At 71.9% G+C, this 20,381-nt stretch carries 16 protein-coding genes; 5 read left to right on the top strand and 11 right to left on the bottom strand.

Annotation, left to right across the window (positions count from 1 at the left end; all coding sequences use genetic code 11):
• The first annotated feature begins 58 nt into the window (after positions 1 to 58).
• The gene (locus tag AB0M11_RS36185) at positions 59 to 955 is read left to right on the top strand and encodes an AraC family transcriptional regulator (protein ID WP_365712412.1); all 897 of its coding nucleotides are present in this window, start codon (positions 59 to 61) and stop codon (positions 953 to 955) included.
• A gap of 58 nt (positions 956 to 1,013) precedes the next feature.
• Here AB0M11_RS36185 and AB0M11_RS36180 read toward each other — a convergent pair whose 3' ends face one another.
• The 5 genes from AB0M11_RS36180 to AB0M11_RS36160 all read right to left on the bottom strand — a co-directional run bounded on the left by AB0M11_RS36180 (position 1,014) and on the right by AB0M11_RS36160 (position 6,561).
• Positions 1,014 to 2,423 (bottom strand): glycoside hydrolase family 16 protein, encoded by a 1,410-nt coding sequence (locus tag AB0M11_RS36180; protein WP_365712411.1) that lies wholly within the window; start codon positions 2,421 to 2,423, stop codon positions 1,014 to 1,016.
• Between the two features lie 188 nt (positions 2,424 to 2,611).
• The gene (locus AB0M11_RS36175) at positions 2,612 to 3,859 is read right to left on the bottom strand and encodes an Ig-like domain-containing protein (RefSeq protein ID WP_365712410.1); all 1,248 of its coding nucleotides are present in this window, start codon (positions 3,857 to 3,859) and stop codon (positions 2,612 to 2,614) included.
• 171 nt (positions 3,860 to 4,030) lie between these two features.
• Positions 4,031 to 5,362 carry a lanthionine synthetase LanC family protein gene (locus tag AB0M11_RS36170; protein WP_365712409.1) on the bottom strand — a complete coding sequence of 444 codons (1,332 nt, stop codon included), beginning with the start codon at positions 5,360 to 5,362 and terminating at the stop codon, positions 4,031 to 4,033.
• Positions 5,363 to 5,371: 9 nt separating this feature from the next.
• Complete coding sequence (locus tag AB0M11_RS36165; RefSeq protein ID WP_365712408.1) at positions 5,372 to 6,145, bottom strand: IclR family transcriptional regulator; 774 nt, start codon at positions 6,143 to 6,145, stop codon at positions 5,372 to 5,374.
• Positions 6,142 to 6,561, bottom strand: a complete 420-nt coding sequence (locus AB0M11_RS36160) for a MarR family transcriptional regulator (protein WP_365712422.1) — start codon at positions 6,559 to 6,561, stop codon at positions 6,142 to 6,144. The genes AB0M11_RS36165 and AB0M11_RS36160 overlap by 4 nt, the downstream gene beginning before the upstream one ends.
• Before the next feature lie 231 nt (positions 6,562 to 6,792).
• On the opposite strand from AB0M11_RS36160, the gene AB0M11_RS36155 reads away from it, so the two are divergent.
• The 4 genes from AB0M11_RS36155 to AB0M11_RS36140 are packed head-to-tail and all read left to right on the top strand — an operon-like array spanning position 6,793 to position 10,587.
• Positions 6,793 to 7,710, top strand: a complete 918-nt coding sequence (locus AB0M11_RS36155; RefSeq protein ID WP_365712407.1) for an SDR family oxidoreductase — start codon at positions 6,793 to 6,795, stop codon at positions 7,708 to 7,710.
• Positions 7,710 to 8,585, top strand: coding sequence for an amidohydrolase family protein (locus AB0M11_RS36150; protein ID WP_365712406.1), 876 nt, complete (start codon positions 7,710 to 7,712; stop codon positions 8,583 to 8,585). The genes AB0M11_RS36155 and AB0M11_RS36150 overlap by 1 nt, the downstream gene beginning before the upstream one ends.
• Before the next feature lie 10 nt (positions 8,586 to 8,595).
• Positions 8,596 to 10,101, top strand: coding sequence for a long-chain fatty acid--CoA ligase (locus AB0M11_RS36145; RefSeq protein WP_365712405.1), 1,506 nt, complete (start codon positions 8,596 to 8,598; stop codon positions 10,099 to 10,101).
• Between the two features lie 30 nt (positions 10,102 to 10,131).
• Positions 10,132 to 10,587, top strand: coding sequence for a MaoC family dehydratase (locus AB0M11_RS36140; RefSeq protein WP_365712404.1), 456 nt, complete (start codon positions 10,132 to 10,134; stop codon positions 10,585 to 10,587).
• Between the two features lie 134 nt (positions 10,588 to 10,721).
• Here AB0M11_RS36140 and AB0M11_RS36135 read toward each other — a convergent pair whose 3' ends face one another.
• The 6 genes from AB0M11_RS36135 to AB0M11_RS36110 form a co-directional block, all read right to left on the bottom strand.
• A complete protein-coding gene (locus AB0M11_RS36135; protein WP_365712403.1) occupies positions 10,722 to 12,389 on the bottom strand; it encodes a histidinol-phosphatase in 1,668 nt (555 codons plus the stop codon).
• 23 nt (positions 12,390 to 12,412) lie between these two features.
• Positions 12,413 to 14,245, bottom strand: a complete 1,833-nt coding sequence (locus AB0M11_RS36130; RefSeq protein WP_365712402.1) for a LamG-like jellyroll fold domain-containing protein — start codon at positions 14,243 to 14,245, stop codon at positions 12,413 to 12,415.
• A gap of 77 nt (positions 14,246 to 14,322) precedes the next feature.
• On the bottom strand, positions 14,323 to 17,319 hold the full coding sequence (locus AB0M11_RS36125) for a glycoside hydrolase family 2 TIM barrel-domain containing protein (protein ID WP_365712401.1): 2,997 nt from the start codon (positions 17,317 to 17,319) through the stop codon (positions 14,323 to 14,325).
• A 43-nt stretch (positions 17,320 to 17,362) separates the two neighbouring features.
• The gene (locus AB0M11_RS36120) at positions 17,363 to 18,310 is read right to left on the bottom strand and encodes an alkaline phosphatase family protein (protein WP_365712421.1); all 948 of its coding nucleotides are present in this window, start codon (positions 18,308 to 18,310) and stop codon (positions 17,363 to 17,365) included.
• Between the two features lie 141 nt (positions 18,311 to 18,451).
• Positions 18,452 to 19,321, bottom strand: a complete 870-nt coding sequence (locus AB0M11_RS36115; RefSeq protein ID WP_365712400.1) for a carbohydrate ABC transporter permease — start codon at positions 19,319 to 19,321, stop codon at positions 18,452 to 18,454.
• Complete coding sequence (locus AB0M11_RS36110) at positions 19,318 to 20,199, bottom strand: sugar ABC transporter permease (protein WP_365712420.1); 882 nt, start codon at positions 20,197 to 20,199, stop codon at positions 19,318 to 19,320. Before AB0M11_RS36110 ends, AB0M11_RS36115 begins: the two co-directional genes overlap by 4 nt.
• Positions 20,200 to 20,381 lie beyond the last annotated feature (182 nt).

Genomic DNA, 20,381 nt, shown 5'->3' with positions numbered 1-20,381 from the left:
TGTCAGCCTGTGGTGAAAGTGGGACACGGATCTTCGACAGGGACGGCGCGAGCAGGACATGACGGACAGAACGCCCGGCGGTGCGGGCGACGGTGACGGAATCAGGACCTTCCCCTTCCCGGTGGATCTGAGTGTCGGCGGTGTCGGCATCCAGGTCGGCCCGATGGGGACCGAACGCCGCTGGCATGCCGATGCCCCGCTGGAGCGCGTTCACCGCATCGACTTCCACGTCGTGATGCTCTTCACCGAGGGCCCGGTCCGCCACATGATCGACTTCGCCGAGTACGAGGCCGGGGCCGGCGACCTGCTGTGGATCCGGCCGGGCCAGGTGCACCGCTTCTCGCGGACCTGCGAGTACCGCGGAACCGTCCTGACCATGCAGCCCGGCTTCCTGCCGCGGGCCGTCGTCGAGGCGACCGGCCTCTACCGCTACGACCTGCCGCCGCTGCTCCGCCCCGACGCCCCGCAGCTCGCCGCGCTCCGGGCGTCGCTCGCCCACCTGCAACGCGAGTACGAGGACACCGCAACCCTCCCGCTGAGCCTGCACACCTCGGTGCTGCGGCACTCCCTGACGGCGTTTCTCCTGCGCCTCGCCCACCTCGCGGCCAGTTCGGCGGAGGCCGCCCGCCGCCAGGCCGACACCACCTTCACCCTCTTCCGGGACGCGGTGGAGAAGGACTTCGCCGCCAACCACAGCGTCAGCGCCTACGCGGACGCGCTCGGTTACTCCCGCCGCACCCTGGTCCGCGCGGTGCGCGCCGCGACCGGCGAGACCCCGAAGGGATTCATCGACAAGCGGGTCGTCCTGGAGGCCAAGCGCCTCCTCGCCCACACGGACCTGCCGATCGGCCGGGTCGGCGCGGCGGTCGGCTTCCCGGACGCGGCGAACTTCTCCAAGTTCTTCCAGCTGCACACCGGACAGACCCCGGTGGCGTTCCGGGCGGAGCTGCGCTGACACGGCGACGGCGCCGGAGGGGGCGGTCCCCTCCGGCGCCGCGTGCCCGACTCACGTGTCAGTGACCGAAGTCGAACCAGTTCACGTTCACGAAGTCCGCCGGCTGGCCGCTGCTGAAGGTCAGGTAGACGTCGTGGGTGCCCGTCACCGGGCTGATGTTGGCCGGGACCGTCGTCCAGGTCTGCCAGCCGCCGGTGTTGGCGACCGCGAAGCTGCCGACGGGAGCGTTCGAGGGACTGTCCAGACGCACCTGGACCAGGCCGCTCACCCCGGAGGCCGCGCCGCTCGCCACCCTCGCGTAGAACTGGGTGGCCGCCGCGGAACCGAAGTCGACGCCCTTGTAGAGCGCCCAGTCGCCGTTGGCGACGTACCCGATGTCCTGGCCGCCGCCGGTGTCCGTGGTGGTCTCGGTGGTGACCCCGGACTGGCTGTCGTAGGACTCTGCCTGGATGGCGCTGTACGCGTCACGGTTGCCGGTGGGCGGAGGCGTGGTACCGCTCCCACTCTGCGACAGCACCTGGACGTAGTCCACGAGCATCGGGTGGCCGGACTCGGTGGCGGAGGTCGGGCCGCCGCCGAACGCGGCCGGGAAGCCGCCGCCCATCGCCACGTTCAGGATGACGAAGAAGCCGTGGTTCGTGGCGTTGGCCCAGGTGGTCGCGTCGACCTGGTTCGCCGTCACGGTCTGGTAGTTGACGCCGTCGACGTAGAAGCGGATCGCCTCGGGGCTCACCGAGCGGTCCCACTCCATCGTGTAGGTGTGGAAGCCGGACTGACAGGTGGTGTTGGGGCAGGCGGTCGAATTGCCCAGGCCCGTCGTCTCGTTGCAGGGGCCGCCGGGGTTGGTGCCGCAGTGCATGGTCGCCCACGTCTTGTTGATGCCGTTGACGTTCTCCATGATGTCCAGCTCGCCGACGCCCGGCCAGTTCTGGTAGTTGCCCCGGTAGGGGGCGCCCAGCATCCAGAAGGCCGGCCAGTAGCCGAGGGCCGCGTTGCCCGTGACGTTCGGCATCTGGATGCGGGCCTCGACGCGCAGCTTGCCGCCGGCCGGGGGCTGGAAGTCGGTGCGGTTGGTCTCGATCCGGCCCGAGGTCCAGTTGCCGGCCGAGTCGCGCAGCGGGGTGATCTTCAGGTCCCCGCTGCCGTCGAGGGCGACGTTGCTGGTGCTGTTCGTCATCGTCTCGACCTCGCCGGTGCCCCAGTTGGCGGCGCCGCCCGGATACGAAGTCCCGGTGTCGTAAAGCCAGTTGGAGGTGTTCACGCCGGTGCCGGCCGAGCCGTTGAAGTCGTCGAGGAAGACCTGGCTCCAGCCGGACGGGACGGAGGGGGCCGAGGCGCTGGCGGGCAGGGTGGCGGTCGTGGCGGCCGCGACCGCCAGGCCCATGGTGGCGAGCGCGGCCAGCAGGGTGCGCCGCAGCGTGCGCCGCCGTCCGTGGTCCGCGGGGGGTATGCCGGAGGTTTCGCTCATGGGGGTGCCTCTCGGGTACGGAAGTGGGGTGCGCGGGTGTGCCTCCGAGAGCGCCAGGAGCGGCCGAGACGATTGAGAGCGCTCTCAAAGTGGGCCCAATGTGCTCTCCGTGCCTGCGGCCGTCAAGAGTTAAAACAAAGAATCTCCTTGTTTCTCAAGGGAGTTCACGCTGTGAAGCCGGGCGCTCGCTAGACCGCGCTGCCGGCCTTCCAGTCCGCCCAGGACAGGTTCCAGCCGTTCAGCCCGTTGGAGGGCTCGACGGTCCTCTCGCCGGAGTTCTTGACGATCACCACGTCCCCGAGCATCGAGCTCTCGTAGAACGTGTAGCCGTCGACCGAGGTGTCGCCCGCCCCCTTGGCGTCGTGCAGGCCGACACAGCCGTGGCTGGTGTTCTCGTGGCCGAAGACCGAGGTGGCCGCCCAGTAGTTGCCGTGCACGAAGGTGCCGGAGGTGGTCAGCCGCTGGGCGTGCGGCACGTCGGGGATGTCGTACTCGTCGCCGAGGCCGACCGTGGAGGACTCCATCCGGGTCTGCTCGAACCGCTCGCTGATCACCATGATCCCGGACCAGGTGGTGTGCTGGGCGTCCCCGCCGGAGACCGGGTAGGTGGCCAGGGTCGCGCCGTCCCGCCGCACGACCATCCGCTTGGTCGACAGGTCGACGGTGGAGATCTGCGCGCGGCCGATGTGGAAGGTGACGTCCTTGGACTGGACGCCGTAGACGCCGTCCGCGCCCGCCACGTCCTTCAGCCTCAGGCTCAGCGTGATCGTGGTGCCCTTGGCCCAGTACGTCTCGGGGCGGAAGTCGAGCCGGGTGTCGCCGAACCAGTGCCCGACGATCTCGACCGCGGGCTCGGCGGTCACGGTGATCGCCTTCTGCACCGCCGCCCGGTCCCTGACCGCGTGCGTGAAGTTGATCGACACGGGCATGCCGACACCGGACGTGGAGTCCGCCTCGGGCGTGAAGTAGCCGATGAACGTCTCGCCGGGGGACCTGGTGGTGAAGGTGGCCACCGTCTCGTCGCTCGCGCCCCGCGCCTTCGCCGTCACCGTGTACTTCGTGCCGGAGTACGGGTTCCGCGCCGACGTCCACTTCGTCCTCGCGTCGTTGAAGCCGCCCGCCAGTGTCGACCCGTCGTTGCCCGCGACGGTCACCGAGGCGAGCGTGCCGTCGGTCACCGTGACCTCGACGGGGCTGGTGAACTCGGCTTTCCTGGTGCCGGAGGCGGGCGTGACCGTGATCGTGGCCTTCCTGGCCGCGGACTTCACGGAGGCGGTGGCACTCTTGCCGTCGGTGCCGGCCGAGGCGTCCGCGGAGGAACCGCATCCGGCCAGCGCGGCCCCCGCGGGCACCGCGCCGAGCGCGGCCAGGATCCCGCGCCGGCACCACGTCCCCGACTGCCGTCCGGACCCGTTCGATATGTGCTGGACGCCCACGCCACGCCTTCCTGCCCTGTCGACCTGTGTCAGGGCATCCTGCGCCGGTGGTCTGGGTGGTTCCTTTGAATCACGGGGCTGCCCGCTGAGATTCCGATGAGGAGCGGGGGAGGAGCCGCGGTGCGCCGACCGGCGGCGTGGCGCGTGGCGCGAGACCGCAGCGAAGGCCCGCTACGACGGCCGTGTGACGCGCACCCGCGCCGGTACCGACCACCACTGGTCCGGGCGGTCCACCACCGGCGCGTCCGGACCGGTGTCGAGGTAGCGGGCGAGCCGCAGCAGATAGGCCGCGATGCCCGCCGCGCCCTGCATCCACGAGGTGCCCGGCGGCAGCAGCGGGGTCTCGATGCGGTACTCCACGAAGCGCCAGCGGGCGCCCGCGGCGTCCCTGACCGCCCGCTGGACGAGCGCGTCGCCCATCCGCAGTGCGGCGTGCACCAGGGTGTCCGCCCGCGGCGTCCCCGCGTGGTCCTGGGCCGCGTCCAGCAGGACGTCCCCGACGCCCGCGGTGCCGCAGCAGCGGCCGTCGTTGTCCCAGAACCCGGGACGCAGGCGCTCCGGGAGCCCCGAGTCGAGGATCGAGGTCAGGCAGCGCTGCCGCAGCTCGTCGACGCCGTGCCCCGCCACCTCGTCGACACCGGCCAGCGCCAGTGCCGTGAACAGGTGCGAGGTGCCCGCCGGGCCGTGGCACCAGGTGTACGTCACCGGTTCCACCTCCCGTCTCGACGGCGGGATGGTGTGCGGGACGACGAAGCCGCCGTCCGCGAGCGAGCCCATGGACAGCACATGGCGGGCCGCGTCCACGGCGGCCGCGACGAAGTCCGCACGCCGCACCGCCGCGCCCGCCACCGCGAGGGCGGCGCCCACCCCGGCGGCGCCGTGCGAGTAGTTCGGCATCCGCGACTCCATGGTCGGCGAGATCCCCCAGTCCAGGCCGGCCTCGGTGCGGTCCGCCATCCGCAGCAGGGCCTCGCCGCCGGTGGTCGCGATCTGCTCCGCGTGCTCGCCGCCCGCCCAGACCGCCGTCATGACCACGCCCGCGACGCCCATGACGATGTCGCTGAGGGGAGCGTCGGAGTCCGGCAGGAAGCCGGTGGCGGTCCGCCAGCCCTCGGGCGTCGCGAGCTCGGCCAGCCGCCGCAGCGCGACCGCCTCGCTGCCCGGCGCGAGGAGCCGCAGCGCCGTGGCATGGCCGGCCAGGCCGAGGTAGAGCGAGGGTTCGGTCACGACGGGTGCCTGCGCCGACAGGCGGCCGACGATCCCGGCCGCCAGGGCCTGTTCGGGCCCGCTCAGGGGCCGGTGCCGGGCGATCTCCGCCAGCACCGGGGCGAGGCCCGCGATGCCCGCGTACAGCGAGTCCCGGTCCTTGTCGGGCGCGAGCACCCCGGGGTCGTCCGCCGGTACCGACTCCGGCAGCCAGGGACCCTCGTCCTCCCGAACCTGCCCCAGCACCCACGCCCAGGCGGCCTCGCCCAGCTCCCGGTACACCTCGCTCGCCGTCACACGGCCACGCTACCCGGCCGCGCCCGCCGTCGGGTCCGGCTGCCAGCCCAGCGCCCGTGATATCCCGCGGGCCGCCAGCCGCACCGCCGGCACCAGCACCGGCACCTGCGCCTCGGTCTCGGGCACCACCACCGAGACCGCGGCCACCACCTGGCCCGACGCCCCGCGCACCGGAGCCGCCACCGACAGTGCGTCGTCGGTGACCTGACGGCTGCTCACCGCCACGCCGGTACGCCGCACTTCGGCCAGTGAGCGGCGCAACCGGGCCGGATCCGTGACGGTGCAGGGCGTGAAGGAGGCCAACGGGCCCGCGCAGTACTCCTGCTGGAAGCCGGGCGTCTCGTGCGCGAGCAGCGCGAGCCCCACCCCGGTCGCGTGCAGCGGCCAGCGGGCGCCCACCCGGATGTGCACGCCCACCGCCGAACGCCCCGACAGCCACTCGATGTAGACGACCTCGGAGCCGTCCCGGACCGCCAGCTGCACGTTCTCGTGGGTCGCCTCGTACAGGTCCTCCAGGTACGGCAGCGCGACCTGGCGCAGCGCCAGACCGCGGGGCGCCAGCGCGGCCAGCTCCCAGAGCCGCAGCCCCACGTGGTAGTCGCCGTCCGCGTCCCGTTCCAGCGCGCCCCACGCGGTGAGCGCCCCGACCAGCCGGTGCGCGGTGGTCAGGGAGAGCCCGGCCCGGCGGCTGATGGCGGACAGGCTCAGCGCCGGGTGCTCGTGGTCGAAGGCGGCCAGGACCGCGAGCAGCCGCTCGGACGCCGAGCGGGCGACGGTGGTCATGGCTGGTCGGCGACGCGCAGCAGCAGGGCCTGCAACGTCGCCCGCTCGGCCGCGTCGAGCGGCCCCAGCAGGTCGTTCGTCACCCGCCGGCCCGCCTCGTCGGTGTCCCGCAGGAACGTCCGGCCGGTGTCGGTCAGGACGACGATCCGGCTGCGGCGGTCGTCGGGCGAGGGGCGCCGCTCGGCGAAGCCCAGCTTCTCCAGGTCGTCGACCAGGCCGACGATCGCGCTCGGGTCGTAGCCGAGCCGGGTGCTCAGCTCCCGCTGGAGCGAGCCCTCCGAGGTGGCGAGGAACCGCAGCACCGCGTAGTGACGCAGCCGTAGCCCCGACTCCTGGAGGAAGGTGTTGAAGAGCTGACCCGAGCGCAGGCCCAGGCGGTACAGCAGGTAACCCGTGTCCGCGTGCAGCCCGCGCATCCACGGCTCGTCCGCGTCGATCGTGGTCGGGTTCTCGGTGTGCTGGCGGGTGATGGCGGTCTCCCTGCTACGGGCCCCGGCGGCGGGGCGGTCTGTCGCACCGATTCCAGCATGAGGCACCCCGTGGGACGACAACAACTATTGACGTCAACAATTATTGCTCTTAGCTTCGATCTCGAAGCCGCAGGCGGCCCTCGAAGGCCGCCACCGTCGTCTGTGAAGGGACCGACCGTGCCCACCATCGATCTCACCGGCAAGGCCGCCGTCGTCACCGGCAGTGGCCGGGGCCTCGGCCTCGCCTACGCCCACGCACTCGCCGCCCACGGCGCCTCGGTGGTCGTCAACGACGTGGACGAGACCGTCGCCGAGGAGGCCGTGAAGTCCATCGTCGCCGCCGGTGGCACCGCCGTCGCCGAGGTGGTCCCGGTCGGCACCGCGGAGGCCGCTGACCGGCTGGTGAACCGGGCCGTCCAGGAGTTCGGCCGCCTCGACGTCCTGGTCACCAACGCGGGCATCCTGCGCGACAAGGTGCTGTGGAAGATGACCGACGACGACTTCGACGCGGTCGTCACCACCCACCTCAAGGGCACCTTCACCTGCGCCCGCGCCGCCGCCGTCCGGATGCGCGAACAGGGCGAGGGCGGCACCCTGATCCTGGTCGGCTCCCCGGCCGGCCAGCGCGGCAACTTCGGCCAGACCAACTACGCCGCGGCCAAGGCAGGCATCGCCGCCATGGCCCGCACCTGGTCGATGGAGCTGGGCCGGGCCGGCATCACCGTCAACGCGATCGTCCCGGTCGCCGCCACCGCGATGACCGAGACCATCCCCGCCTTCGCCCCGTACGTCGAGGCCATGCGCAACGGCGCGCCGCTGCCGGACTTCCTCCGCAAGGGCGAGGGCTTCGGCACCCCCGAGGACTGCGCGGCCCTCGTCCCCTTCCTGGCCTCCGAGGCCGCCCGCTCGATCACCGGCCAGGCCATCGGCATCGGCGGCGACAAGGTGGCACTCTGGTCGCATCCGCAGGAGGTCCGGACGGCGTACGCCGACGGCGGCTGGACCCCCGAAACCCTGGCCGCCACCTTCGCCGTCTCGGTCGGCGCCGAACTCCAGACGGTCGGCATCCCGGCGCCCAAGCTCCCGGAGGCGTGATGGACCTCGCATCGCTGACGGCCATCGACGTGCACACGCACGCCGAGGTCTCCTCCAAGGGCCACGCCTCCCTCGACGACGACCTGCACGACGCCTCCGCCGCCTACTTCAAGGTCGAGGGCAAGCGGAAGCCGACCATCGAGGAGACGGCCGCCTACTACCGGGAGCGGAACATGGCCGCCGTGATCTTCACGGTGGACGCCGAGTCCGCGACCGGCACCCCGCCCGTCCCCAACGAGGAGGTCGCCGAGGCCGCCGCCGCCAACGCGGACGTGCTCATCCCCTTCGCGTCCGTCGACCCCTTCCGCGGCAAGGCCGGCATCAGGCAGGCCCGCCGCCTGGTGGAGGAGTACGGGGTGAAGGGCTTCAAGTTCCACCCCAGCATCCAGGGCTTCTTCCCGAACGACCGAGCGGTGGCCTACGGCCTCTACGAGGTGATCGAGGAGACGGGCACCATCGCCCTCTTCCACACCGGCCAGACCGGCATCGGCGCCGGTGTCCCCGGCGGGGGCGGCATCCGCCTGAAGTACTCCAACCCGCTCCACGTGGACGACGTGGCGGCCGACTTCCCGCACCTGAAGATCATCCTGGCGCACCCGTCCTTCCCCTGGCAGGACGAGGCCCTCGCCGTCGCCACGCACAAGCCGGGCGTGCACATCGACCTGTCCGGCTGGTCGCCGAAGTACTTCCCGCCGCAGCTGGTGCAGTACGCGAACACGCTGCTGAAGGACAAGGTCCTCTTCGGCTCCGACTTCCCCGTCCTCACCCCCGACCGGTGGCTCGCCGACTTCGCGAAGCTGCCGATCAAGGACGAGGTCCGGCCGAAGATCCTCAAGGAGAACGCCGCCCGCCTGCTCGGGCTGACCAAGCCGTAGGGGACCACAGATGCGCAACGAGGGACTGGGTTCGTGGCCCGCACGCCGGGCCCGCAAGACCCCGCACCGCACGGCTCTGGTGTCCGGCGGGCGGTCGGCCGACTACCGCACCCTGTACACCCGCACCACCCGCCTGGCCCACGCCCTGCGGGACCGGGGCATCCGGCGCGGCGACCGCGTCGCCTATCTCGGCCCCAACCATCCCGCCTACCTGGAGACCCTGTTCGCGGTCGGCACCCTCGGCGCCGTCTTCGTCCCGCTCAACACCCGCCTGGCGGGCCCCGAGATCGCCTACCAGCTCGCCGACTCCGGCGCCAAGGCACTCCTCTACGGCCCCTCGCACGCCGGCCTGGTCGCGGGGCTGCCCGGCACCAGTGACGTCCGGACCTACGTCGAAGTGGGCGCCGAGTACGAGGAGCTGCTGGCCGCGGCGGCCGAGGACCCGATCGACGAACCGGTCCTCCCCGACGACACCTGCATCATCATGTACACCTCGGGGACGACCGGCCGCCCCAAGGGCGCGATGCTCACGCACGCCAACCTCACCTGGAACGCGCTCAACGTCCTGGTCGACACCGACCTGATCGCCGACGAGGTCGCCCTCGTCTCGGCCCCGTTGTTCCACACGGCGGGCCTCAACATGCTCGCCCTGCCGGTCCTGCTCAAGGGCGGCGCCTGCGTCCTGGTCGAGGCCTTCGACCCGGCCGCGACCCTCGACCTGATCGAACAGCACCGGATCACCTTCATGTTCGGCGTCCCGACGATGTATGAGCAGGTGGCCAGGCATCCGCGCTGGGGCGACGCGGACCTGTCCTCGCTGCGCATCCTGACCTGCGGCGGCTCCCCGGTCCCGACAGCCCTGATCGCGGCGTACCAGGAGCGGGGCCTGACGTTCCTCCAGGGCTACGGCATGACGGAGGCCTCGCCCGGCACCCTCTTCCTCGACGCCGAGCACGCCGTCCGCAAGGCGGGCTCGGCCGGCGTGCCGCACTTCTTCAGCGACGTACGGGTCGTCCGGCCCGACCTGACCCCGGTCGACGTCGGTGAGACCGGCGAGGTCATCGTCCGCGGACCCCATGTCATGCCCGGCTACTGGGGGTTGCCCGAGGAGACCGCGGCCTCCTTCGCGGACGGCTGGTTCCGCAGCGGGGACGCGGCCCGGGTCGACGAGGACGGCTACGTCTTCATCGTCGACCGGCTCAAGGACATGATCATCTCCGGGGGCGAGAACGTCTACCCCGCCGAGATCGAGGACCTGCTCCTCGCCCACCCCGGCATCGCCGAGTGCGCGGTGATCGGCGTGCCGGACGACAAGTGGGGCGAGGTGCCCCGCGCGGTCGTGGTGCCCCGCGAGGGCGCGGTCCTCGACCCCGACGAGGTGCTGGCCTCGCTCGCCGGCCGGCTCGCCAAGTACAAGCTCCCCAAGTCGGTGGTGCTCGCCGACGAACTCCCGCGCACCGCCTCCGGAAAGCTCCTCAAGTCCCGCGTGCGCAAGCGCTACGGCGCCGACTCCTGATTCCCCGACCCACCGATTGAGGACAGCCACATGACCGTCACCGTCAACGGCCTCGCCGAACTGAAGAAGCTCGCGGGCAGCGACCTGGGCACCAGCGAGTGGATCGAGGTCACCCAGGACCGCATCGACACCTTCGCCGACGCGACCGGCGACCACCAGTGGATCCACGTCGACCCCGAGCGGGCGGCCGCGGGCCCCTTCGGCGCGCCGATCGCCCACGGCTACCTCACCCTGTCGCTGTTCATCCCCCTGTTCACCGAGCTGCTGGACGTCCAGGGGGTCACCACGAAGGTCAACTACGGCCTGAACAAGGTGCGTTTCCCCGCGCCGGTGAAGGTGGGCTCCCGCATCCGGCTGGTCGCCAGGCTGGCGGAGGTCGAGGACGTGCCGGGCGGGGTGCAGATCACCGTCGACGGGACGATCGAGATCGACGGCGGTGCCAAGCCGGCGGCGGTGCTGTCCAGCCTGTCGCGCTTCTACGCGTAGGGCTGCGCCCGGACGCCGACTGCCGGGCTGAGGTGGTGGGGGAACTGCGGACCGTGGGGGCTGGGCGCGCAGTTCCTCCCCCAGCCTTCGGCCGGGGGTACCCCCAGCGCCCCTTCGGGGGCGCTGCTCTCAGCTCAGTTCACCACGTCGACGAAGATCGGGTTCGAGTAGAACCACGTGTCCGCCCACGGGTCGCCGTCGCCCGGCGTGTGCGGGACCGGACCGTGCGGGTCGATCGCCGCGCCCAGGTAGCCTGCTCCGCCCCGCTTGCCGTCGCTGCCGCGCAGGCGGACGTAGAAGGACTCGTCGCCCGCGGTGAGCGGGAGGCGCAGGGTGTAGGTGCCCTTGCGGTCCGACACGTCCTTCGACTGCACGACCCTGGTGTCCGGGGCCTGCCAGCCGTCGCGGTCGGCGACCGGGCCGCGCACCGCGCCCCGGATCACGTCGACATGCGCCAACTGGGGCAGGATCCCCTGGGCGTTGGCCCGGGACGCGGTCGTCACCGTCACGTTCAGGGTGATCCGCTCGCCCTTGCGCACGCGCAGTCTGCCGCCGAGGGTGACTCCGTTGCCGTGGTCGCAGTCCCGCTTCAGGCGGACGTCCAGGCCGTCCAGCAGGTGGCCGTGGTCCAGCCAGACGCGGCCCGCCCGCAGGCCCGCCATCACCGCCCGGTAGCCGTAGCGGGTGACGCCGACGTGGGTGCGGCTGAACTCGCCGGGCCAGAAGTCGCTGCCGGGCTGCGCGGTGTCGGTGTTCACCGGGTCGGGCAGCCTGCCGGTGTTGTCGAAGTTCTGGCCGGGCGGCCAGTCGCCGTTCTTCCAGGTGTCGAAGACCGTGCGGTGGTTGTCGGAGTTGGTGGTGATCGTGAAGAGCCGGCCCTCGGACAGCATCGCGTCCCACAGCCCGCCGACCGTCGCGGTCGCCCAGTCGAAGCCGCCGTAGGTCAGGTACGCGTCCTTCGGGAAGCCCGCCCACGACTGCGCCGACGGGCTGTTCTGGTACTCGCCGCGGATCGCGTTCGAGCCGCCCCAGCCGGGGATCGCCGCGCCCTGCGCACCGGGCGCGCCCTCCATCCCGATCATGATCTCGGGTGCCGCGTCCCGCCAGTTGCGGATCTCGTGCGGGGAGTCGATCCCCAGGCGCAGCGGGTGGTTGGCGAGGACGAGGACGTCGTCGACGTAGCCGGTGCGGCGCTGCTCGGCCAGCCACTGGATGGCCTTGACGGCGTGCGCCTCGTTGCGGGCGGTGTCCGCCGCGCCCGCCGACCCCTCGGTGTAGCCCAGGAGCTTGCCGTCGTAGGCCAGCTCGAACTGCGTGAGCAGGTCGGTCTCGTGCGGGCCCGGCGCGGCGAACACCGTGCAGTGCTCGGCGGCCGGGATGTACCACTCCAGGCCCTGGAAGATCAGCTGACGCGGGTTCTCGGCACGCGCCTTGAGGATCTCCGCGTGCTCCAGCTTCGCGCCGTAGTAGGCGTGGCCGAAGTTGGAGTGCTCGTTGAACACCATCCAGTCCAGGCCGTACCTCGCGGCGGCCTGGGCCTGCTGGGAGAAGGTGTACTTGGCGTCGTGGCTGTACACGGAGTGCACGTGGTGGTCGCCCACCAGGTAGGCGAGGCGCGGGTCCTCGCCGCCCAGGCCCCGGCCGGACGCGGCGAGGGCGGGGGTCGCCGCCGACCCGAGCGCGAACGCGGCGCCGAACAGGCCCGCACGGCGCAGGAGTCCACGCCTGGACATGCCCTGGGCGTCGAGGTCGGCGGGGGAGACGGCAGGGTCGGCCCAGGCGGGCAGCTGCTGCTCGGACATGAAGATGATCCTCGTATCGGGGGTCAGGCGGTCATGAAGGAGGAGACGGGCAGCGCCCGGGAGACGATCCGGACGTCGCCGAGGCGGCCGTGCAGGATCTGGTCGATCTTGTCGGCGTAGGTGTAGCCGCCGAGCAGCCACGGTTCGCCGACCGAGGCGATGCCCACCGCGGAGGCCTTCGGGTTGCGTACGACCGGGCAGCCGTCGACGTACAGGGTCGTGTGCCTGCCGTCGTTGACGACGGCGAGATGGGTCCAGGTCTCCAGGGGCGTCTCCTGGCCCCAGTTGGTGGCGATGCCCTGCTGGTTCAGCGGGCGCATCGCCCACTGCGGTTCGCGGTCGTTGGACAGCGACAGCGTGGCCAGCGGTTCGTCCGGGTCGTCGGCGGTCTTGCCGGCGGCTCCGCCGGTGCCCCGGCGGCTGACCACGCCGGCCCACGCGTGGTGGTCGGGGTCCCAGTCGGCGGGCAGCCGGAAGAACGCCTCGATGGTGTAACCGTCCTTGAACGTCGCCGAGTTGAGCGGCGCGCCGCTGACCGTCTGGAGGTAGGCGCCCTTGAGCGGCGACTTGTAGCCGCTGAACTCCAGGCTGCCGTGGCCCGGCTGGTCCGGGTGGTGGTCCGCCGACCAGCCGAGGGTGCCGCCGCCCACCGAGACCACGGTGAGATCGTTGCCGTTGCCGGACAGGTCACGGACCGTGCCGGAGACCGCCGAGTCGAACCGCCAGTAGGCGGCGGTGCCCCGGACCAGCAGGTGCGCGGCGGGCCGTGCCGGGCGGACCGGCACCGGGTCGAAGCCCTGGAAGCGGTCGGCGAAGTCGATGTCGACGGAGAACCGGTCGGCGTCGCCGCTCAGTTCCATCTCCTGCCGCTCCAGCTCGTTCAGGCCCTTCCTGGCCCGGCCGAGGATCCACGGGGAGACCGTCTCCACGTCGATGACGTCGCGGTCCAGGTCGAAGTGGTAGAGGCGGATCATCGCCGCGCCGCCGAAGTACCGGTTCTGGTAGTTCGTCAGGTGCAGGTGCACCTCGTTGCCCGCCGCGTTCTTGCGGGTCGCGCGGCCGGCCGGCCAGTAGTGGCCGTTGAGGGTGAGGAAGATCTGGTCGTGCTCGTCGATCAGCTGGTCCCACAGCTGCTGCCCGTACGCGGACAACTCGTCGTCGTCCACGACCAGTTCGTGCGTGGTGAGGATGACCGGCGCCTTGGGGTGCGCGGCGATGACGTCCTTCGCCCAGGCGTAGCCCTTCGCCGACAGCCGCCAGTCCAGCGCCAGGACCAGCCACTCGCGTCCGGCCGCCCGGAAGACGTGGTAGGTGTTGTAGCCGTCCGAAGAGGCCCCGCCGAACGTCGGCTTGTCCGTGAACCGCTGCGGGCCGAAGGCGTCCAGGTAGGGCGTGGCGCCCCGCTGGTCGTCCGTGGACGACCTGATGTCGTGGTTGCCGGCCAGCACGCTGTAGCCGACCCCACGCCGGTCGAGGATCTCGAACGCCTCGCCGATCGCGGCGAATTCCTGTGCCGCCCCGTTCTGGGTGAGGTCGCCGAGGTGGGACAGGAAGACGATGTTGTCGTCGGATTCGCCGCCGTGCTCCAGCAGGTAGTGCAGCGAGGCCTCGATCGGCGCCGGGTCGATGCTCGGCCCGTCGAAGAGGTACTGGGTGTCGGGCATCACCGCGAGGGTGAAGCGCCGGCTCTCCGGGTCGGGGCGCCGGCGGGAGCCCGTGGACGCCTCGGCCACGGCGGGCAGCGAGACCCCGGCGGTGGCGGCGGCGCCGAGCAGGGCGGTCGCCCGGAGGAAGCCGCGGCGTCCGGCTCCGGCCTGCGCGGCCTCGCCCTGGGGGTGGTCATGCGAAGTACACACGTGTGCTCCGTGAGGATGCGGAAGTGACGGCGAAGGGCGTGGGGGGATCTCGGCGGACGGGTCTCGTGGGACGGGGCTCAGAGCACGCGCAGGGTCCAGCTCCAGCGATGGACGCCCGGTGCGACGAGGTAGGAGGGGAAGGTGTCGGGACCGCACGACGCGGTGCCGAGGCCCCGGTGCGCGGCGTCGATGTGGACCACGCAGCCGGCCCGCGGCACGAGTTCGTCGTGGTGCGTGACGGCGGTGAGGTCCTCGGCGCGGAAGCGGGTGACGGAGACCTGGCGGGGCCCGTCGAGTTCGACCGCGAGTCCGGTGGCGTCCGGCGCCGACAGCGTGAACCGCCGTACGCCGTGCCGGCCGCCGCTCTCCTGGGGCCGCAGGTAGGGGGTGAACAACTCGTCGACGGGCAGCGAGTGGTGGCCGACCGGGGCTCCGGCGGCACGGTCGGGGTACGACTCCCAGGGACCCTGACCGAACCACTCCAGCAGGTCGAGCCCGGCCACCGTCTCGAAGACCGTGCCGACCCGGGCGACGTCCGCGAACTCCTCGGGCAGCTCGGCCGTCTCGTCGACCCGGACCCCGCCCTCGACCGGCGTGAACTCCTGCCGGTGCCGCACGACCCCGACCGTGCCGGCGTACTCCGCCAGCACGGTCACCCTCCCCCGGCCTTCGGCCGGGGGGACCCCCATCGCGCTTCGCTCGCCGTCGCGGTGCACCGAGACCACCTTGCGCACCAGCTGGTCCAGGCCCCAGGCGCGCCAGCGCCCCGCCATCCCGCCCAGTTCGTCGTTGTCGGTGGGCGCCCGCCACAGCGACAGCGCCGGGGCGGCCGTCAGCAGCGGGTGGACCAGCAGCCCCTCGCCGTCCACCTCGACGGCGGGCCCCGCCGGCACCGGCGGCCCGAGCGGGTCCGCCGCCCGGATCCGGATCTGCGGCGCGCAGATCTCCGTACCGGCCGGTGCCCACGCCTGGTCCTCGGCGACCGTCACCCGCAGTGTCAGCCACGCCTCACCGCCGTCCGCCGGCACCTCGAACGGCAGCGGTACGGCCGCCGTCTCGCCGGGGCACAGCTCGGGCAGCTCGGCCGGGCCGGTCAGGGTACGGCCGTCGGCCAGCGCCAGCTCCCAGGTGCCGGTCAGCCAGTCGACGCCCCGGAAGTGCTGGTGGTTGGCGAGGACGATGCCCTCGTGCCGGAAGCACCGGATGCGGACCGGTGCCGCGATCTCCCGGTGCTCGAACAGGGCGGGCTTGGGGGTGCGGTCGGGGAAGACGACCCCGTCCGCGACGAACGCCCCGTCGTGCAGGGCCTCGCCGAAGTCGCCGCCGTACGCCCAGCGGTGGCCGGGCGCGGCGACACCGTTGTCATACAGTCCGGCGCCCGTGCGCCCGACCGGTCTTCCGTCGCTCACCCGCTGGAGAATTCCGTGGTCCCAGAACTCCCAGATGAACCCGCCCTGAAGACCCGGAGTGGACTCGATGGCGGCCCAGTGGTCGGCCAGCGTGCCGTTGCTGTTGCCCATGGCGTGCGAGTACTCGCACTGGATCAGCGGCTTGGTCTGCTCGCCGGACAGGGCGTGGGCGACACAGTCCTCCAGCGGCGCGTACATCGGGCAGGCGATGTCGGAGGCCACGTCCGGGTCGGCCCAGCCGCGCTTGGCCGCGCCCTCGTACTGGAGCGGCCGGGTCGCATCGTGCCGCCGCACCCAGCCGGCCGCCGCGTCGTGGTTGGCGCCGTAGTCGGACTCGTTGCCCAGCGACCAGATGATGACCGAGGGGTGGTTCTTGTCCCGCAGCACCATCCGGGAGACCCGGTCCACGAAGGCGTTCAGGTAGCGCGGGTCGTCGGCGATCTCGTGGGCGTGGTCGTGGGACTCGATGTCCGCCTCGTCGACCACGTAGAAGCCCAGTTCGTCGGCGAGGTCGTACAGGGCCGGGTCGTTCGGGTAGTGCGAGGTGCGGATCGCGTTGAACCCGAACCGCTTCAGCACCACCAGGTCGGCGCGCATGTCGTCGTACGACACCGTCCGCCCGGTGAGCGGGTGGAAGTCGTGCCGGTTGACGCCCCGGATGAACACCCGCTCGCCGTTGACGAGCAGGTCCCGGCCGACGATCTCGACGTCACGGAAGCCGATGCGGTGCGAGGACGTGTCGGCGACCGTGCCGTCCGCGCGGTGCAGCCGCACGGTCAGCCCGTACAGCTCGGGCTGCTCCGCGTTCCAGGTGCGCACCTCGGGCACGGTGGCCCGGATGCGGGCCTCGCCGAGGAAGTCGGAGACCCGGTCGTCCTCGGTGTTGAGCCGGTCGAACTCGGTGTCCTGCGCGAGGGGTTCGCCGTCCAGGTCCCCGGTGACGTACCAGCCGGCGGGCAGCGCCCGGTCGCCCGCCGCGTTGCGCACCTGGCAGTCCACGCGCAGCTCGCCGTCCCGCCGCGCCCGCACGGTCACGTCCGCCAGGTGGAAGGGGTCGGTCGCGTACAGCAGCACCGAGCGGGTGATCCCGCCGTGCCACCAGTGGTCCTGGTCCTCGATGTGCGAGGCGTCCGACCACTTGACGACGGTGAGCCTGAGCACCGACCGCCCACCGGGCCGGACGACCGGGGTGAGGTCGAACTCGGCCGCCAGATGGGAGTCCTTGGAGGTGCCCACCGGCCGCCCGTCGACGTGCACGAGGAGCACGCTCTCCGCCGCGCCGACCTGGAGCACGACGCGCCGTCCGGCCCACTCGGCGGGGACGTCCAGTTCACGCTCGTAGACCCCGGTCGGGTTGGCGGCGGGGGAGTGCGGCGGGAACTCGCGGAACGGCATGGTGACGTTCGTGTACTGCGGCAGGTCGTCGGTGCCCTGCACGGTCCAGGCGCCCGGGACGTGCGCCGTGGACCAGGAGCCGCCGACCGGCGCGTCCGGAGCCGGAAGCAACTGAAAACGCCAGTCGCCGTCCAGGGGGAGTACTCCGGTGCGCCGGTCGACGGCGTTCATGGGGAGCCGGCCCCAGGAGGTCACCTCGGGTGCCTCCCAGGGGCGGAGGGCGATCAGGGGATCGGCGGACCGGGGCCCGGGGATCGACGGATCGTTCATCGGCGGACGGCTCCCTTTTTCTGGTTGTCGCTTCGGACGGTTCTCATGCGGACGAGGGTGACGTGTCGGGTGAGAAGGATGACGAGGGCGACGTGGCGGGCCTGGGCAGCACGCGTCCCTCCCAGCCCCAGGCGGGGTCGACCGGGACCCCGAGCCGGTCCAGGACGGTGGGGGCGACGTCGATGAGGCGGGGGGCGTCGAGCAGGGTGCCGCCGGGAGGGCGGGGCGTGCCGCGCTCGGCGACGACGACGAAGACCTCCCGTTCGGCACGGGTGTCGCCGCCGTGGCCGCCGGAATCGAGGTGGCCGTGGTCGGTGGTGACCAGGACCGTCCACCGTTCGGTCGAGGGCCGGGCGTCGATCGCCGCCAGCAGGCGCCCGAGGTGGGTGTCCTGGGCGAGCAGGGCGGCGTCGTAGGCGGGGGAGAGCGGGCCGGTGGCGTGACCGGCCTCGTCGGTGCCGCCGAAGTGGACGAACAGCAGGTGCGGGTCGTACGCGGTGAGCCGGCGGACGGCGGCGCGGGCGACGAGGTCGTCCGCGGCCCGGTAGCCGTCGCGCTCGCCGTCGAAGTGGATCCGGTGGCCGACGGCGGGGCCGAGCGTGCCGCGGTGGACCAGCTCCGGCCAGGAGACCACGGCGGCGGTGCGCAGTCCGGCGGCGGCCGCGCGGCTGAGGAAGTCGGGGTGACGGCCGTAGTCGGCGCCGCGGAAGTCGTTGCCGGTCACTCCGTGGCGGTCCGGCCACACCCCGGTCAGCACGCTCGACCACCCGGGGCCGGAGTCGGTGTAGGCCATGCTGGTGGTGGGCCCGCCCTCGGCCTGGCCGTCCGTCTCGCCGTAGGGCAGCAGGCTGGTGCCGTGGGCGCCGGCGGCCATCAGGGCGTGCAGGACGGGGGCGGGTGCCGGGGACCGGGCCAGCCGGTCGTGGCGCAGCCCGTCCATCCCCACCACGAGCACCCGGTCGCGCCCGGCGCCGGCCGGCCCGGCGGGCACGGCACGGCGCCGGGCGAACGGCAGGCGGGCGGAGGGCCCCTTACCCTCCGCTCCTGGCGTCCGCTCGGCGTCGGCGTCGGTCACCGGGTCCTCCTTCTGTCGTGCGCGGGCGGCGCGCGGGCCGGACCGGCCCACGCGGGGTCAGGTGCCCTGTACCGCGCCTTCGGTGGCGCCCGCGATGAAGCCGCGGGCGAAGACGGCGAAGACGATCACCAGCGGCAGGGCGGCCATCAGCACACCGGCCATGACCATGCTGTAGTCGGTGGTGTGGCCGACGTTCAGCTGGGCCAGCTCCACCTGAAGGGTCACGTGGTCGGGGTTGGTGAGCACGACGAGCGGCCAGACGTAGTCGTTCCAGGCACCGACGAAGGCGTAGATGGCGAGGAAGGACAGCGCGGGCCTGATCATCGGCAGCGCGATGTTCCAGTACTGGCGGAAGAACCCGGCGCCGTCGATGCGGGCGGCGTCGAGCAGTTCGTCGGGCACGCCGTTCTCGATGTACTGGCGCAGCCAGAAGATGCCGAAGGCGTTGGCGAGGGCGGGCGGTACCAGCGCCTGGAGCGTGCCGACCCAGCCGATCTTGGACATCAGGATGAACTGCGGCAGGATCGCCAGCTGCAGCGGCAGCATCATGAAGAGCAGCAGGGTCCCGAAGAGCAGCTTGCGGCCGGGGAAGTCGAACTTGGCGAAGGTGAAGGCCGCCAGCGAGTCGATGAACAGCACCAGGACGGTGGTGACGGTCGCGACGACGATCGTGTTGAGCATCGACCCGAAGAAATCGATGGTGTTCAGCACGTGCCGGATGTTCTCCAGCAGGTGCGAGCCGAAGGTGAACTTCGGCGGGCTCTTGTAGATGTCCTGGGTGGTGTTGGTCGCCATGACGATCGTCCACAGGAAGGGGAAGACCGAGATCACGACGGCCGTCATCAGGATGATGTGCGCGGTCAGGCCCTTGGGGCGGCGCAACCGCCTCGTGCGCGGGACCGGCCGCGTGGTGTCCGCCGCGGTCACGGCTTCCTCCCTCGTTGGGTGATGCGCCAGTTGACGGCGACGAGGACGATGATCAGCAGGAAGAAGGCCCACACGATGGCCGCGCCGTAGCCGTAGTCGTTGTTGAGGAAGGCCGACTGGTAGAAGTACAGCAGCGTGGTCAGACCGGCCTGTCCCGGGCCGCCGAGGTTCGCGTTGGCGGCGTTGCTGGCGAACAGGACCTGGGGTTCGCTGAAGCTCTGCAGGCCGTTGATGGTCGAGATGATGACGGTGAACAGGATGATCGGCCGCATGATCGGGACGGTGATCTGGAAGAAGGTGCGGACCGGGCCGGCGCCGTCCATCTTCGCCGCCTCGTAGATCGAGGTCGGGATCGCCTGGAGACCGGCCAGGTAGATGATCATGTTGTAGCCGGTCCACATCCAGGTCATCAGCAGCGCGATGACCAGTTTGATCAGCCACGGGTTGCTCAGCCAGGGCACCGGCGAGATGCCGACCGTGCCCAGGATCGCGTTGACCAGACCGAAGTTGTTGCTGAACACCGCGCCGAAGAAGATCGCCACCGCCACGATCGAGGTGACGTTCGGCACGTAGAGGGCGATGCGGTAGAAGCCCTTGAACCGGCGCACCGAGTGCAGCAGCGTGGCCAGCACCAGGGCGCCCAGGAGGGTGGGCACGGTGGACAGCACCCAGATCACCAGGGTGTTGCGGATCGACAGCCAGAAGACCGGGTCGTCCCACAGGAACCGGAACTGCTGCAGGCCCACGAACTGCATGGTGCCCATGCCGTCCCAGCGCTGGAAGGCCAGGTAGAGCGAGTAGAAGACGGGGAAGAAGGAGAACGCGGCGAAGATCAGGTAGAACGGCGAGATCGCCAGGTACTGCCGCCAGTAGGACAGCGGGCCGCGCCGCGTGGGCCGGACGGTGGTGCCGGCGGGCGTGGCGCGCCGCGGGCGGAACCGGGCCGGGCCCGGCCCGCGCGGGGGGGGGGGGGGGGCCCCCCCGGGCCGCGGCGGCGGCGGGGGGGGGGGCGGGGAGACCACCCGCGACCGCCGCGGGCTGCGGGGCGGCGGGGAGCGCC

It is taken from the genome of Streptomyces sp. NPDC051987 (assembly GCF_040680735.1).
In the GTDB taxonomy this organism is placed as follows: domain Bacteria; phylum Actinomycetota; class Actinomycetes; order Streptomycetales; family Streptomycetaceae; genus Streptomyces.
This window is presented reverse-complemented; position numbering and strand designations above follow the sequence as displayed.